Origin of the sequence: Agrilactobacillus yilanensis (assembly GCF_003946725.1) — a bacterium.
Lineage (GTDB): Bacteria > Bacillota > Bacilli > Lactobacillales > Lactobacillaceae > Agrilactobacillus > Agrilactobacillus yilanensis.
Genome location: NZ_RHOY01000003.1, coordinates 23,437 through 38,283, shown reverse-complemented (window position 1 = coordinate 38,283; position 14,847 = coordinate 23,437). Strand labels below are relative to the sequence as shown.

At 42.3% G+C, this 14,847-nt stretch carries 16 protein-coding genes, 1 tRNA gene and 2 pseudogenes; 13 read left to right on the top strand and 6 right to left on the bottom strand.

The window, feature by feature from the left end:
* The first annotated feature begins 107 nt into the window (after positions 1 to 107).
* Positions 108 to 776, top strand: a complete 669-nt coding sequence (locus tag EKM93_RS03085; RefSeq protein WP_125712973.1) for a class A sortase — start codon at positions 108 to 110, stop codon at positions 774 to 776.
* A 69-nt stretch (positions 777 to 845) separates the two neighbouring features.
* Here EKM93_RS03085 and EKM93_RS03080 read toward each other — a convergent pair whose 3' ends face one another.
* The gene (locus tag EKM93_RS03080) at positions 846 to 1,358 is read right to left on the bottom strand and encodes a GtrA family protein (RefSeq protein WP_125712971.1); all 513 of its coding nucleotides are present in this window, start codon (positions 1,356 to 1,358) and stop codon (positions 846 to 848) included.
* 165 nt (positions 1,359 to 1,523) lie between these two features.
* On the opposite strand from EKM93_RS03080, the gene recJ reads away from it, so the two are divergent.
* The 4 genes from recJ (at position 1,524) to EKM93_RS03060 (ending at position 6,436) form a co-directional block, all read left to right on the top strand.
* Positions 1,524 to 3,878, top strand: coding sequence for a single-stranded-DNA-specific exonuclease RecJ (gene recJ, locus EKM93_RS03075; RefSeq protein ID WP_164506974.1), 2,355 nt, complete (start codon positions 1,524 to 1,526; stop codon positions 3,876 to 3,878).
* Between the two features lie 12 nt (positions 3,879 to 3,890).
* Complete coding sequence (locus EKM93_RS03070) at positions 3,891 to 4,409, top strand: adenine phosphoribosyltransferase (RefSeq protein ID WP_125712967.1); 519 nt, start codon at positions 3,891 to 3,893, stop codon at positions 4,407 to 4,409.
* Between the two features lie 120 nt (positions 4,410 to 4,529).
* On the top strand, positions 4,530 to 5,561 hold the full coding sequence (locus EKM93_RS03065) for an acyltransferase family protein (protein ID WP_125712965.1): 1,032 nt from the start codon (positions 4,530 to 4,532) through the stop codon (positions 5,559 to 5,561).
* Positions 5,562 to 5,572: 11 nt separating this feature from the next.
* Positions 5,573 to 6,436 (top strand): alpha/beta hydrolase, encoded by an 864-nt coding sequence (locus tag EKM93_RS03060; RefSeq protein WP_125712963.1) that lies wholly within the window; start codon positions 5,573 to 5,575, stop codon positions 6,434 to 6,436.
* Positions 6,437 to 6,617: 181 nt separating this feature from the next.
* Here EKM93_RS03060 and EKM93_RS03055 read toward each other — a convergent pair whose 3' ends face one another.
* A complete protein-coding gene (locus EKM93_RS03055) occupies positions 6,618 to 6,827 on the bottom strand; it encodes a hypothetical protein (RefSeq protein WP_125712961.1) in 210 nt (69 codons plus the stop codon).
* Between the two features lie 1,029 nt (positions 6,828 to 7,856).
* Between EKM93_RS03055 and EKM93_RS03045 the strand changes: the two genes are divergently transcribed.
* The 4 genes from EKM93_RS03045 to EKM93_RS03030 all read left to right on the top strand — a co-directional run bounded on the left by EKM93_RS03045 (position 7,857) and on the right by EKM93_RS03030 (position 10,307).
* Positions 7,857 to 8,039: a hypothetical protein gene (locus EKM93_RS03045; RefSeq protein ID WP_125712957.1), complete on the top strand. Its 183-nt coding sequence runs from the start codon at positions 7,857 to 7,859 to the stop codon at positions 8,037 to 8,039.
* Positions 8,040 to 8,051: 12 nt separating this feature from the next.
* The gene (locus EKM93_RS03040; protein ID WP_125712955.1) at positions 8,052 to 8,876 is read left to right on the top strand and encodes a helix-turn-helix domain-containing protein; all 825 of its coding nucleotides are present in this window, start codon (positions 8,052 to 8,054) and stop codon (positions 8,874 to 8,876) included.
* 76 nt (positions 8,877 to 8,952) lie between these two features.
* A complete protein-coding gene (locus tag EKM93_RS03035) occupies positions 8,953 to 9,393 on the top strand; it encodes an SRPBCC family protein (RefSeq protein WP_125712953.1) in 441 nt (146 codons plus the stop codon).
* Positions 9,390 to 10,307, top strand: coding sequence for an NADP-dependent oxidoreductase (locus EKM93_RS03030; RefSeq protein WP_125712951.1), 918 nt, complete (start codon positions 9,390 to 9,392; stop codon positions 10,305 to 10,307). Before EKM93_RS03035 ends, EKM93_RS03030 begins: the two co-directional genes overlap by 4 nt.
* A gap of 68 nt (positions 10,308 to 10,375) precedes the next feature.
* Here EKM93_RS03030 and EKM93_RS03025 read toward each other — a convergent pair whose 3' ends face one another.
* Positions 10,376 to 10,750, bottom strand: a complete 375-nt coding sequence (locus EKM93_RS03025) for a carboxymuconolactone decarboxylase family protein (protein ID WP_125712949.1) — start codon at positions 10,748 to 10,750, stop codon at positions 10,376 to 10,378.
* Between the two features lie 58 nt (positions 10,751 to 10,808).
* Entirely contained in the window at positions 10,809 to 11,204 is a 396-nt protein-coding gene (locus EKM93_RS03020) for a MerR family transcriptional regulator (RefSeq protein ID WP_125712947.1), read from the bottom strand.
* 98 nt (positions 11,205 to 11,302) lie between these two features.
* On the opposite strand from EKM93_RS03020, the gene EKM93_RS13785 reads away from it, so the two are divergent.
* The 4 genes and pseudogenes from EKM93_RS13785 (at position 11,303) to EKM93_RS03005 (ending at position 12,192) form a co-directional block, all read left to right on the top strand.
* Positions 11,303 to 11,527 (top strand): DUF3173 family protein, encoded by a 225-nt coding sequence (locus tag EKM93_RS13785; RefSeq protein WP_125712945.1) that lies wholly within the window; start codon positions 11,303 to 11,305, stop codon positions 11,525 to 11,527.
* Positions 11,528 to 11,602: 75 nt separating this feature from the next.
* Positions 11,603 to 11,734: pseudogene (locus EKM93_RS13595) on the top strand (recombinase family protein); the annotation flags it as partial.
* A pseudogene (locus EKM93_RS13590) lies at positions 11,735 to 11,902 on the top strand (AAA family ATPase); the annotation flags it as partial.
* A 202-nt stretch (positions 11,903 to 12,104) separates the two neighbouring features.
* A tRNA-Ser gene (locus EKM93_RS03005) sits at positions 12,105 to 12,192 on the top strand.
* 180 nt (positions 12,193 to 12,372) lie between these two features.
* On the opposite strand, the gene EKM93_RS03000 is transcribed toward EKM93_RS03005, so the two are convergent.
* Both EKM93_RS03000 and EKM93_RS02995 read right to left on the bottom strand, forming a co-directional pair.
* On the bottom strand, positions 12,373 to 13,491 hold the full coding sequence (locus EKM93_RS03000; RefSeq protein ID WP_164506972.1) for a tyrosine-type recombinase/integrase: 1,119 nt from the start codon (positions 13,489 to 13,491) through the stop codon (positions 12,373 to 12,375).
* 98 nt (positions 13,492 to 13,589) lie between these two features.
* On the bottom strand, positions 13,590 to 14,816 hold the full coding sequence (locus EKM93_RS02995) for a replication initiation factor domain-containing protein (RefSeq protein ID WP_125712939.1): 1,227 nt from the start codon (positions 14,814 to 14,816) through the stop codon (positions 13,590 to 13,592).
* Between the last annotated feature and the right edge of the window lie 31 nt (positions 14,817 to 14,847).

The following is a 14,847-nucleotide window of genomic DNA, read 5'->3' as shown; positions in this document are numbered from 1 at the left end:
ATTTTAATCTTACAGACCGCTGATTAAATCTAATGATTGCTTTTGTAAATTATTTATTAGATAATTTAAGAATAGCAGTTCTAAAAGGCATATAAGGAAGTAAAACGATGAAAAAATTCGGGAAAATCATGGGCGGTATTTTTTTAGGCCTGGTTTTGATTGTTGGCTTAGCGTTAATTTTTAATGAACCGATTAAAGCCTACTTAGTGCAGCATAATGCCCAGCAAAAGATGGAAAATTTAACGAAGGATCAGGTTAAGCAAAATAATTTAAAAGATGGCGATTTTGATTTTGGTAAAGTTAAAGAAATTGATGCCAGTCAAGTGGTGAAAACGTCTTTACAAAACGATGCCAATGTTTTAGGTAAAATAGCGATTCCAGCAGTGAATTTAAAATTGCCGATTGTTAAAGGCCTCAGTGAAGCGTCTTTAAGTACTGGCGGCGGAACGATGAAATCCGATCAAGTCATGGGCAAAGGCAATTATGCGTTAGCCGGCCATTATATGACAAATAAAGGGGCTTTGTTTTCGCCGTTAGAGCGGACACAGTTAGGCCAGATGATGTATATTACAGATTTGACGAATGTTTACCAATATAAAATTACTTATAAAAAAGTGGTGGATCCAGAATCGGTTTGGCTGATTAATGATGTCAGCGGCCAGCAGTTATTAACGCTGATCACTTGTGCCGATGGCGGGGTGAACCGCTGGTGTGTTCAAGGTAATTTAGTTCAGACCGAAAAAGCGACCAAAGAAAATTTAGCAATGTTTGAATAAAAAAGTCTTCTTAAGTATTGCCGGCGTTTTAGCGCAGCGGATGCTTAAGAAGACTTTTTATTTTAGGCTTTAATCGCCAGGAGTAGGTTTATTTTTAAAGACCACTTTCTTGGATAAGAAGAAGTTCAAGATTAAAGCAACCGTATGCCCAATGACTTTTGTGATCGTACCATTCGCACCAATTAATGAAATACCAAGCCATAAGACCACGCTTTCAATTAAAAAGGTCAGCACACGGGTTGTATAAAATGTCCCCATCTCGCGAATTGGAGTGGTGGATTTATGTTTGAAAACAAAAGTCCGATCCAACCAAAAAGAACACTGCACGCTGATCAACCAGTCGATAAAATTAGCCAGCTGATAGTCCATCCCCCAAGTATGATAAAAAAGATAAAATAACGTAATGTTAATGGTCACTGAAATCGCACCAAACAGCAAATAACGGGCAATTTGACCTTGAATTTTTTGTTCAGCAGCGGTTAATTGGGCTTCGTATTTCGCCTCAGTTGCCGTTAACTCTGCTTCAAATTCGGTTTCAGTTTCAGGATAGTGATGATGACGTAAAGGCGTTTGCTGATTCATAAGTAATTGGGACCCTTCCATAAAAATATGTGATTAAATTGCAAGTTTATTATACCTTTTTTTATTTAAACTGTAATTTAATAGCCCTCGAATAATCCGTATGGGTTCAATTTTTCTGTTATAATGTTTGATTGTAGGTATTTTTGTTTCGGGGAGGTTATTCGATTGTTATCAAAATTTACTTGGCGCTTAAAGACATTGCCAGATGCAACTAAAATAAAGCAACTGAGCGAACAGCTGAGTTTGACCCAACCCACGGTAGCGTTGTTATTGCAACGGGGCTTTGATACATCTGAGAAGATAACGCAATTTTTAAATCCAACGATTGAGCAGTTTTATGATCCTTATTTATTACATGATATGACGGCAGCCATTGAACGGATTCAAGAGGCTATTTTGAATGATGAAAAAATCGTAATTTATGGTGATTACGACGTGGATGGTCTGACCAGTACGACGATTATGAAAGAGGCCATTGAAATGCTGGGGGGCAGTGCCAGTTGGTATATCCCCAATCGGTTTACCGATGGCTATGGCCCTAATTTAGCGGCCTATAAGCGTTTGATTGCTACGGGGGCGCAATTAATTATTACCGTCGATAATGGCGTGACCGGTAAAGATGAAATTCAATATGCCCAAGCTCAAGGGGTAGATGTGGTAGTTACCGACCACCATGAGCTGCCTGAGGTCTTACCGGAAGCGGTTGCGGTAGTGCATCCCCGCTATCCTGGTAGTGACTATCCTTTTAAAGATTTATCCGGGGCGGGGGTTGCGTTTAAAGTTGCCAGCGCTTTATTAGAAGAAGTGCCCACGGACTTATTAGATTTAGCTGCTTTAGGCACGGTGGCTGATTTAGTCAGTTTGACCGATGAAAATCGCTTGATCGTGACTTATGGGCTAAAAGTGTTACAGCAAACTAGCCGGGTGGGCTTACAGGGCTTATATCAAGCTGCTAAAATAGCGCCGCAGACGATTAATGAAACGACCATCGGGTTTGCCATTGCGCCCCGGTTAAACGCCCTGGGTCGCTTAGGGGATGCCAATGAAGGCGTTGATTTGCTGAGCACCACTTTAGATGAAGCTAAAGCCCAGACATTAGTGACGCAAACGCAAAGTACCAATGAAAAACGACAACAGCTTGTGGCAAAAATTGTGGCAGCAGCTAAAACAATGGCCACCACGCCTGAAAACCAGGCGGCTAAAACGCTCATCATTGCCCATGAAGGTTGGCATGAAGGGGTTTTAGGTATTGTCGCCAGCCACATTGTCGGGCAAACCGGGAAACCAACAATTATTTTAAGTATTGATCCGGAAACTGGGCTGGCCAAAGGTTCTGGCCGGAGTGTACCCGATTTTCATTTGTTTAATAGTTTAAAAGCACAAAAAGAGCTGATGACGCATTTTGGCGGTCATAGCATGGCCTTAGGGTTAACGTTACCCGTTGAAAATATTGATAAAGTCCACGCTGCTATGGAACAATATGCGGCTGACCAACAGTTTGAAGTGTTGGCGCAACCTGAAAAAACAGTGGATTTGCAGTTGCAGTCAAAAGACTGCACGGTTGATTATTATCAAGAACTGCAGCAATTGGCCCCCTTTGGTACGGATAATCCGCAGCCAATTTTTCAAGTTTCAGATTTGACGGTGGCTGCTGCCAAAACGATGGGCCAGCAAAAACAACATTTGCGGTTGCAATTAAATAGTGACCATCAAAAGCTGACCGCGGTGGGTTTTGGCTTCGGCGATTGGGCGGCACCGCTGAGTCAGTCAAAGGCGTTGGTTGATATGATTGGCACGCTAAATTTGAATTATTATAACCAGCAGACCACGTTGCAATTTATGTTGACGGATATTCATCAGCAGGCATCCGCTGAGGCTAAGCCGATCCAGGCGGTTAAGGCGCCTAAGATTCAAGTGTTTAAGCAGCAGCAATTGACGACGGGGCTTTTTAAGCGGGATTGTTTGTATGTGTTCTTTAAGGCGCCGTATCTGGAGAAGATTAAGCATAATCCGGTGGGGCAGCAGAAGACGCTGGCGCTGTTTTATGATGAGGCGGTGACGACGGCTGAAAAGATTATTGTGGTGGATCAGCCAGATAATTTTGAGCAGTTAAATTTCTTTTTGTCGCAGCAAAAGGCGGTAGAGATTATTTTTGCCTTTTTTAATGCTAAGCCGTTAAACTTTCAGTTGCCCAACCGCCAGGCTTTTTCAAAGGCGTTGATTTATTTTGAGAAGCATCCGGATTTGCAAGTGGCCCAGGCGGCTGCGATCGCCCAATATCTGCAATTACCGCCGGCGCAGTTGCGTTTTATTTTTAAGGTGTTTTTACAGTTGGGATTTGTTAAAATAGAACAGGGCGTTTTGAATATTGCGGATATTTCTACAAAAAAAGACTTAACAACGGCGCCGATTTTTAAAACGGTGCAGCAACGGCTAGAGGTGGAACAGACCATTGACAGTCAGTCTAATGAAAGTTTAAATCAGCAATTACAGCAACGCCTATTAAATGTGACTCAATAAAGGAAGAAAAATATGTCAATTAATTACAAAGATTATATTGCCGACGTACCAGATTTTCCGGAGAAGGGTGTTATTTTCCGGGATATTTCACCATTAATGGAAAATGGCGCAGCTTACGCCTGTGCGACAGATGAAATTGTAACTTATGCGAAAAGCAAAGGGGCTGAAATGATTTGCGGTCCTGAAGCCCGGGGATTCATTGTTGGCTGTCCTGTGGCTTATAAATTAGGGGTGGGTTTTGCCCCAGCCCGTAAAAAGGGCAAACTGCCTCGAGAAACAGTTTCCGTAAATTATGATTTAGAATATGGCCAAGCAGCACTTTATATGCATGAAGATGCGGTTAAACCTGGCCAAAAAGTACTTGTTGTGGACGATTTGATGGCCACTGGCGGTACGATTGCAGCAACGATTGAATTAGTGGAAAAATTAGGCGGCATTGTTGTCGGTACTGCCTTTTTAATTGAACTAAAAGATTTACATGGTCGGGAAAAGATCAAAGATTATGATATGTTCACGCTAATGCAATATTAATTTTCCAATCATTATCTATAAAAAAAGATAAAATATTAATAATTATTTCATATTCCCCCTTTAAGCTTTGAAACCATAGGTCTATTAAATTGGTGACATTGATAAAGGGGCTTTTTATTCATGAAATTGTTTGAACGCACGGACTTAAGATTAACCAAAAGAGTGGCCTGGATTGATATTGCAAAGGCAATCGGTATTATTTTGGTAGTGATTAATCACGCGTATCCTTTAAAAGATACTTTTTATAAAACGACTTATTGGTGGCACATGCCCTTATTTTTCTTGATTGGTGGTTTCTTTTTAAAATCGCTGCATCAAAAGGATGAACGTTTTAGTGTTTTTCTTAAAACAAAAGTTTGGCCGCTACTGCGAGATTATTTAATTGCCGGTAGTTTGGTAATTTTAGCTAATTTTATTATCGAAGGGCAAAGTTTCAGTTATTTGCTGAATTATTTCTTAAAATTACTTTATGGCGGCGATATTTTAACGGGGTACACCAGTGTTTTTTGGTTTGTTTCAGTTTATATTTTAGCGCTGATGGCGGTGACGATAATCATTACTTATATACCCTGGCGCTGGCTGCAATTTGGCCTTGTCACCGGACTATTCATTTTAGGAACGGCGTATAAGAGTGCTGAGAGCACCCTAGGACGGCCGTTACCGTGGAATGCGGACGTGGCGCTGATGGCTATTTTTTATATGTGGATTGGCCAATTTAGTTTTAAATATTTAAAACGGGTGCTGAAGCAGCGGTTATTTTTGGGTGTGACGCTTAGTTTGGCGACTTTTTTTATTGCTTTACAGGGGTTAGGGGCGATTGATCAGACGATTTATATGAAGTCACATAATATTACCAATGGCTGGTTTGCGATGATTGTGCCGCTAGTTTGCTGTTTTGCGGCCCTGGCGCTTGCTTATTGGTTGCAATTTACGGGGGTCCATGCAACACTTGAATTAATTGGTCAACATACGATGGCGATTATGTTTGCCCATAAGGCGTTGTTCTTTTTACTAAAAAAGGGCGATTTCCAGACGTGGGCAGTGTTGAGCGCTGCTGGCATTATTTTGCCGTTAATGGCAGTGATTTTTGGCCAATGGGTAAAGGCGTACTATGCGGATCGGCAATATCAAAAATTAATTTTTAATTATTAAGGATAAATAAAATGGTAGGATTGAAACATAAAAAGTGGTTATGGGGATTACTAATTGTAGGTTTAGTGGTGGTAGTTGGCATTTTTGGCTATCATGCGCAGCAGCAAAAAATATTAAAATCTAAATATACGTTTACCTCAACGCCAACGATTTTTGTCCATGGTTATCGGGGCAATTTACATTCTGAAGCAGAGATGATGGCGGATATTCAGACGGCTAAAATTGGTCGTCATCAGCTGACGGTGATTGTAGATAAGAAAGGCCAGATTCATTTTAAAGGGCATTTAAATCAGCGGATGAAAAATCCATTGATTGCTGTAGTATTTAAAGATAATACGGCTGGCGAGCGGGCGTATGCGAATTGGTTAAATCAAATTATGCCGCTTTTAAAACGCAAGTATCAGGTGCAAAATTATAATGCGGTGGGCCATTCTATGGGGGCGGTGGCTTGGGTGTTGTACGCCACGGCCAAACATGATGGGTCGCAATATCCTAAAATGAAGAAATTGGTGACAATTGCCGGGCCATTTGCGGGTATTTTAGGTTGGGATGATGCGGTGAATCAGAATTATTTTGTAAAGGGTACAAGAGAACCGTATTATCAGTCTGCTTTGTTCCAACAAATTAAACGACAGCGGTATAATTTTCCTAAAAATGTACCGGTTTTAAATATTTATGGTGATTTGAAGGATGGCACGCATTCGGATTCAACGGTTAGTGTGGTTTCAGCCACGGCGCTGGAGAGTTTGATCCAGCAACAGGCTCAATCTTACACTCAAGTTGAAATCACTGGTAGGCGGGCCCAGCATAGTGCTTTGCATAAGCATAATCAAAAAGTGAACCGTCATTTAATTAATTTTTTGTGGGGTAAGTAGAAAAAACGATTGGTATATTTTGCTTTAATTTTTGAGACAGTGTGCAATAATTCTGTCTCTTTTCTTATGCTTATAGCTTAATATTAGGATATTAAAGTAGGCATTTATAAATAAAAATACCGATCCTCAAAAATTAGGGTTTAAACTAATTTCTGGAGATCGGTATTTTTGAGTTTGTAATTTAGTGAAGATCTATTTTTTTAGGGGTCGGTTTATGTGCTTCAGTACGTTTTTTATGACGTTCCAGTTCCTTTTTTTTCATAGTTACGACAAAAAAAGCAAAGAGCGGCTCTAAGAGCATCAAAGCGAGTGCAATGATGATAAAATATAAAACAGCCTGTTCGGCAGTATTAAATGTTTGTGCCTTAGCGATAAAATCATTTAATGACATGAAGAAGCTCCTTTATGGATGTGACGAATTAGGTTTGGCATGGGACATTAAATTATAAATAGAAAGCCATAATAAGATGACGGCGATTGGAAAATAATTTGGCAAAATCCAAAAAGTCAGGTAGGCGAAGATGCCGCAGATATTTGCGAATAATAGCCAGTTGTTATCTAGTGATTTTACATAGGATATAATGTGCAATAAAATGCCTACTAGAAAGATCCAGAAAATTTTCCCGGCGACGGTGCCATAAAGTGTAAAAAAGTTTTGGAGTGTCATATCCTGGGAAGAGACACAGAGGAAAAATAGAGCAATAATTTCTAAAAAAGTAATAAATAAAAATACTAAATCAAACAGCGCCGGTAGTTTCTTAATGGACAAGTGCATAAAAATACCCCAATCATATTATGTAGCTTTATTAGTTTAAATATAAAATTATCGTGTTTTTAAAAAAACAGTGATTTTATATGGTTTATTGTCTTAAATTTATAAACGACTACAGGTATTATAACAATAAATGATTTGAAATTGTATCATTGCGCTTTGATTCTAGTAACAATCAGGGGCTGAACCTTGATATGACAGGCAACTAGAATATTTTAATTTTGTCATAATTTTGTCATGGACAGACAATATTATTGTAAAATTTGGGGATTAAGTTGGTTTTTACGTTAATAACGTGTATTATAATGGATGTACCAAGGAAGAGGTGAGCAGTATGTACCGTCCTCGGCATAAGAAAAAGCTACAATTAACAAGGCTAACCTTCAAAATAGACCTTGGAATCATAGCTTTTATGCTTGTGTTAGAAATTCCACTTAAATCTTAACACTTAAGTGGGTGAAGGATAAGGTAATGACTTATCCTTCCTTGGTATTTTTATTATATCACAGAAACGGGGGCTGGTGTGGTGTTACTATATAAATCTAAAAATGGTCTTACTAAGATGAGCGTCCGGAAAAAAACGACCAAAGAAAAAATAGAAGCTCTGATAGCCGTATTAATTATATTAGCGTTAGTGTGGTGGTTTAAATGGCGTTAAGCGATGCAAGAAAAAAAGCAAATAAAAAATGGGACGATCAAAATCAGGACAAGAAAAGGATCTATCGTTACCGTTCCTATTCGAGAAAATTTATTCGGGACTTAGCAGATATGGACGATTTAGAAGAACTGGAAAAACTTATTACTGACAGAAAAAATGAGCTTAAAAAATAGGAGAATGCCGCTATGACTGAGACAATTGGTAGTATTTTAAAATCTCAACGTAAAGCAATCAACCAGTCACAAATTCAAGTGGCCACTAACATTTGCTCTCAATCGATGCTCTCTGCGATTGAGAACGATCACTACACGCCAAACGCGCAACTCCTGATTGCACTGTGCAAGCGTCTAAAAATTTCTCTAGATACCATCAGCCTTGCGACCAATTATGCCATTAGCGTGTCCCAGCCGCTCAATGATAAACTAGCGGCTTTGTGTAATCAGCATCAATATAAAGCACTTCTTGCATTTCTTTTAGATGAGCAGGTCATCCAGTCTGTTGACGATGATGCGCAGACGCAATCGTATTACTATTACTTAGGGGTTGCACAACTGCAAGCAACTTCAGAACCTGATCTGGCCACGGTCAATCGGACATTACAATTATCATTGGCCAGCGCCACGCCACGCCAAACGGCACTCACTCGACTTACACAAGCAACGTTGGCTTGCATTGCAGCCAAAGCGAACCATTCAGACGTCGCCTTGGTGACATGTGAGGCGGCACTGGACAAGATTGAGTCAGATCCATACGATGAAAACTTAAATATTGTGTTCTATCTGGTTGCACTTGCACATCATCTGCTTGGAAATGAACAGATGGCTTTCACTACAGTGCTCAATGGTATTGAGTTTACTACCAGCCACGAATCCCACTATATGTTGGCGAATAGTTATTACCTGATTGCGACGATTGCCGAGCGATTGGGCCAGGCTGACAAGCGCACCGAGGCCGCTGCGCGATCAACGTTTTTGGCAGGCTTATTCAATGAGCAAGTCTATAAAATCTAAATATCAGTATTCTGATTTTCCAAATTTCATGGTCTTGGATATGCTGAAGTCATTCTTAATGAGGAGTGATAAGTATATGCAAGACTTTTTTGATAACACAATCACCAGCAGTGCCAGCACCAACGATATTCTGAACATTTTGGGCAAGCCACGCCTGCTCACAAAATGGGATAATGAAGTGCGCCGCCTAGAACCCACTGGCGAAAATCAAGCGTTTACCATCGTCAGGAACCAAGCAGCAATCAACACCACCGAAAGACTAACCGTCAGACAGATCGCTGACACCATTATTTATGACATCCAAGGCAATCGTCTAAGCTATCAAGTGCAGTTCACCGTTCATACCGCTGCAAGTACCGCCGTCCTTGACCAACGTGTGTTGATTGACAAAAACAACCTACCACACCTGCCGCTTTCGTTGCTTCGACCAATCGCGAAGCACGCGTTGTTGACGAATCTTAGGGCGCTTGTCGTCTTTGCCGAAAGATGGTCTGCGGATATCGAGGAACGCCTATGAAGGCTGTCAAACAAACCGATTACTCTGGAATCAGTGGGTTACAAGTCACTGATCAACTCGAGCCCACACTTACCCCGATGACGGCGTTAGTCCAAACCAAATACACACCAGTATTGCCTTACGATATTTTGACAGAAGAAGGACAACTCAAGAATATTCGTCCCGTCAGACTGCCCATCACGGTCGGTTACGGCTTTACTGGCATTGTCACGGCTGTTGGGGCGCTTCGATCAGCAAGTTTAGTTGGTCAGCCAGTGCTGGGGGTCAGTCCGAGTGGTGCAGCGCAAGAATTCATCGCGAACAATATACCACCCACTTTGTTTAAGCTACCAGTCAATGTTGGATTAGATGTTGCAGCAACGGTAATTGGTGGCGCAGATGCTGCACTCATGGCAGTCGATGAACTGAATGTTACAAGCGGCGACGTCGTACTTGTTACCGGCGCCTCGGGAGGGGTGGGTAGCTATCTGATTCAGCTTTTGAAGCTATGTGACGCCCATGTCATCGCGGTAACATCCCCCGGTAACATCGAGTTTTGCAAGCGCCTTGGGGCCGATGAGATCGTGGATTATACAAAACTACTAGCACGGCAACTAAGCGCGATCTCTCAACCGACTAAAATCGTGGATACAGTTGGGTCAAATATTCTGTTGAGCGATTTGTCTGCTCATCTGGGAGGCTATAACATGCTCTCACTGTCGACGCAGAAATTCCCGGCTGGAAAAAGCAACCAGTCGTTTAGATTTTCAAATGCGTCGATAGGGCTGCATGGATATACGAAACTATTAAAGTTACTTAGTATTGGAAGTCTCCAAGCTCACATCGATTCGATTGTGCCATTTCAGAATATTGCAGTCGCACAAAACCGGGTCAAAAGCGATCATGTCCAAGGCCGACTGCTACTAGCGTACTGAAAGCAAAACGTCCACAGAGAATACAGCCGTGACGACTGTCTCTGTGGACATTTTGCATAATTTACCGTCTATCGATTTACAAAAATCTGTTTGGCGACACTCAAAGCATTTAGCACTTTAGGAAAACCGATATAGGGAATGCACTGGATGAAGGTTTCACTGATCTCCTCTTTCGTAAGACCGACGTTCAACGCGCCGTTGATGTGGACATTGAGCTGGGGTGCGGTATCGCCTTGAATCAACAGAGCAGTAATGGTGATCATCTCGCGCTGTTTTAGGTCTAGTACCGGGCGTGTGTAGATATCGCCAAACGCGAATTCTAAGATATATTTACCGACATCAGGTGCAATCGTCTCAAGCGAGTGCATCACACTATCTGCTGCGCTACCATCGACTTGTGCTAGTGCCTCTTTACCAATTTGTAGCCTTGTTTCTTCGGACATAAGATCAACTTCCTTTTCTTAGGATAGTTGAAGCTTAAATGCTGGAGTTAACTCCATGTCAAGCGTTTTTATTGCATTGTTCAGATTTTTTTTTCATCTCGGCGTATGTTGCCATCTTTTCATCAAGGAAAGCGATATGTGCATCAATTTCGGCGCGTTGGGTCTCCAAAAGTTGCCGTTGTGTATTTAATAGATCCACGCGTTCATCGATAGTTTTATTTCCTTGGTGTCGAAGCTCGGAATACTGCTTAATGATACGCAGAGGCATACCCGTTGCCTTGATTCGCTTGATGAATTCACACCAGCGACGATCAGTTTCAGTAAATTGGCGGCGGCCATTTATGTCACGCTGAGGCTCAAGCAGGCCTTCTTTTTCATAATACCGTAATGTATCAATGGTTAGGCCAGTCTGTTCAGCAAACTCGCCAATAAAGTAAGATGTTTTGTTTGTCATAATCTGACTCCTTTACATCCAAATTAATGTCAGACTGTTTTAGGATTCTGTCTATCATCAATACGGAGATAGGCAGATTATAAACCCATACCTGTTAAATGCAAACCAAAAGAGGGGATTACCTGTTAGTCGACAAAAAGAGGCTCATGCAGCTTGGCTTTTCCGGTTACAAAGCCGGCCGCATTATTCATCAATGCAAATTGAACCTGGTCGCAGACGGTCATTACTTCTATGCAAATCCTAAGTGCGGTCAAGTTCCACTTCACGCCATCGTCAGTTTGTTAGGCTTCAATCCATTTGAAGATCTGGCAATGGCCACGTAACACCACGCCGCCGCAAAAAGAAACAAGGCATGCCTCCCCTGATTAAAATCAGAAGATTTCTGCCCAAATTTTTATTTGAAAATTGGAGACGCCTGGGTTTCCACTGAATTACAAAATTTAGATTCACAAGAAGATAGTTTAAATAAATTTGGTCGTGATAAAATTTTCACTGATCATATGAGTGGTGTAAAAAGCACACGACCTGGATCTGATTATGAAGCGATCACTAGCATTATAAAGATTACTAAAGGAAACTTCCACTTATTGCACAGATTGTTTGCACAGATTCATCGAATATTGGAAATCAATGAACTTAATACTATAAATATAGACGTTATAGAAGCAGCGAGAGATAGTTTGGTGATTGGAATATAGAAACGATATTTATCATAGAAGAAACTTGCCATTTAAATACAAAAGTGACATTTTTATAAAATGATAAGGTAATTTTATACATGATTATTTAAAACTAGTATAAGTTTTCAAAAACATAAATTATATTCTTTATTTCATCAAATTGGGTTTTCTATTAACTCTTTTCATAAGTCTATTTTTTTGCTATACTAGTTAAGGTTTCGGAGAGTTGGCAGAGTGGTAATGCACCGGACTCGAAATCCGTCGAACCGGCTAATACCGGCGCACGAGTTCGAATCTCGTACTCTCCTTCATAAACGTTGATATGTCAGCGTTCCGCAGTCTTTCGGGGTTGCGGTTTTTTGTTGCTTTCAAACGTTTGTTTGGGCCAAAATCGGCCTTCCAGTACCAGTGCAGTACCAGTTCGAAAAATCAGACCGCCGTTTTTGGCGGCAAACGTGTTCGGAATTTCATATGATCAAACCTTTCTCTTAGAAGAATTTATCGAGGGCATCGGCCGTTTCGCGTTGCTTGTTTGGAAAAAGATGCCCGTAAGTGTCAATCGTTGTGACAATGCTGGCATGCCCCAGTCGTTCCTTGATGATTGTGTACTCTGTTTCCTGGTCGATCAGCAAGGCGACGTGCGAGTGCCGAAAGTCATGAATGCGTATCTGCTTGATTGTCGGGTCACGCTTGCAGATACGTTTGTAGCGCATGCGGATCGTGTGCTTGTTACGCCGTATCAGCGTCGCCTGGAACATTGGTGTATCTTCGCTCCAGTCGAGGGCTAAGTCGTGCTTAAAGAGTTCCTTTTGCTGTTCACGCCATTGCAGCAGCAAGGCGATCATGCCTTGGTTTAGGCTGATGCGGCGATTGCTGGCCTTAGACTTAGGTGGCGTAATGATATCCACACCGCCGCGCCGGAACAAAGACTTGCTGACAGTCAGCTCTTTGCGTTTGAAGTCGAGATCCGACCAATCCAGCGCGCAAAGTTCGCCGACCCGCAAGCCGGAGAAGAACAGTAGCGAGAACAACACATACCAGTCGAATTCCTCTGGCAGATGAATCAGCTTGGTAAACGCGTGAAATTCATCAGGCGTGTAAAATTCCATTTTCTTGCGTTCAATTTTAAGCTTCTTCACGCCAATACAAGGATTTTCGAAAATCACTTTCTCCTCAACGGCAACGTCGAGGATCAGCTTCAACTCAATCAGGGTCTTGTTGTTGGTGTTGTTACTCAAATCGCGTTCTTCGGTAAGCCATTCTTGAAAGTCGCGGATATGCTCGCTGGTGAGGCGCTTAATATCGGCATTGACGAAGAATGTCTGGATATAGCGCTTGTATACGGCACGCTGTGACTGCAAGTAGGACGGCTTAATATGGATCTTCACGCGGTTCACGTACCGATCGAACAATTCGTCGAAGGTGACCGTTTCTTGGTTGAACAGCCGGTCGACGCTAGTGCGCATCATCTCCTTTTCAACTTCGCGGGCAGCCGCCATTGAATGAATCCCTTGTTTCTTTTTGCGGCGACGCTTCCCGGTGACAGGATCAGTGCCAAAGGAGACACTGACAACATAGGTGCCATTAGGTGCTTGGGTAATGCTCATTTCATACCTCCAAATAATTGAAGGCACGCTTGCTTTGGTCGTTGACCATGATATACTTGGCTTGTCTAGGGCAAAGTATCGGGTGCGTGCAATCACGTTCATTCGTTGCTTTGTTTTTTTTCGTCTTCATGTTGCGCTTGTTCGAGTACCTCCTTGAGTAGGGTTTTTTGTTGCGGCGATAATTCCGCCTCGTTGATCATGTCCGCGATCATATCGGTGCCGTTGAGCGAATCGACTTGCTGAACCATTTTCAGACTGGGTGCGACTTGCTTGGTTAGCCAGTTCAGCACGCTGTCTAACGTGATTGGTTCTGGCTGCATGGCGAGCTTCAAGTGATTGCGGTTGTCGCCGATAAAGGTTTGCCAGCCTGGGTCCAGTGGACAATCAGCCAATTTTTTTGAACCTTGTGGCGTTACGACCCGCAAGTAGTGGTTGATGATCCCGAAGACGACCGCCTCGGCATCTTGACAGGCTAGTAGTTCTTTCATCGCTTTTTGGGCACGTTGATCGCGAAGTCGGACTTCAAAGCGATTGAGGATTGGAGAATCTTCAGGCCAGTCGATTTTATTTTTGAAATATTGCTCGATGTCCTTTTGATACCCAATCATTTGCACCAGACTTTGCGGTGAACCGAATTGAACTGTTTTACCAACGCAACCTTTCTTAATGGTTTCGATTGCGCCTTTACTCTTGAACAAGCTCACTAGCTCTTCTTTTTCGACTTTTTGAATCAAGTGGGGAATGTCGATAATCCCGACGGTGTCATTGATGGCGAAGTCAACGCGTTTGTAGATACCAGTCAGGTCATCACAGGCCTCAAAGAAATCAAACCAAGTCAGCCCATCTCGGACAAGCACCGCCTCCAGTTGACGGCAACCTGAGCCATGCATTTCGACCATCGTTCCCAGATAGGCGTTCGGACCACCTGAACGCGTACTCATGATTGAGATATCGCCACGCTGAATCGTGTAGTCGAACCCATAAAATGCCTTTTCAGTTAAGGAGAAGAAGTCCCTGTTCATTGGAAAAAGCTTCTTGAACACATACTCGGCGTCTTGCGTATTGAACCGTACTCGCACGTAATCGACTAAGATAAACATCGAATCGCGATTGGTTAGGCCGAGGAGCGCGTGACCCAAGCGTCGTTGCATCTCATCTCTAATTGCGCTGTGTCCATTTAGTAGCCGATTGACGTAAGACCGCGTCACGCCTAATTGTGCCGCAAGTTGCGTTTGGTTGATACCAGCATCTGTCATTTGTCGACGAAATTCTGCCAACCAGCCGTGCCCGGTATGATCACGGCCATTCATCATTGTTTTATCCATTGTTCACCTCGTGTGCTCTGATTTCGCCGTC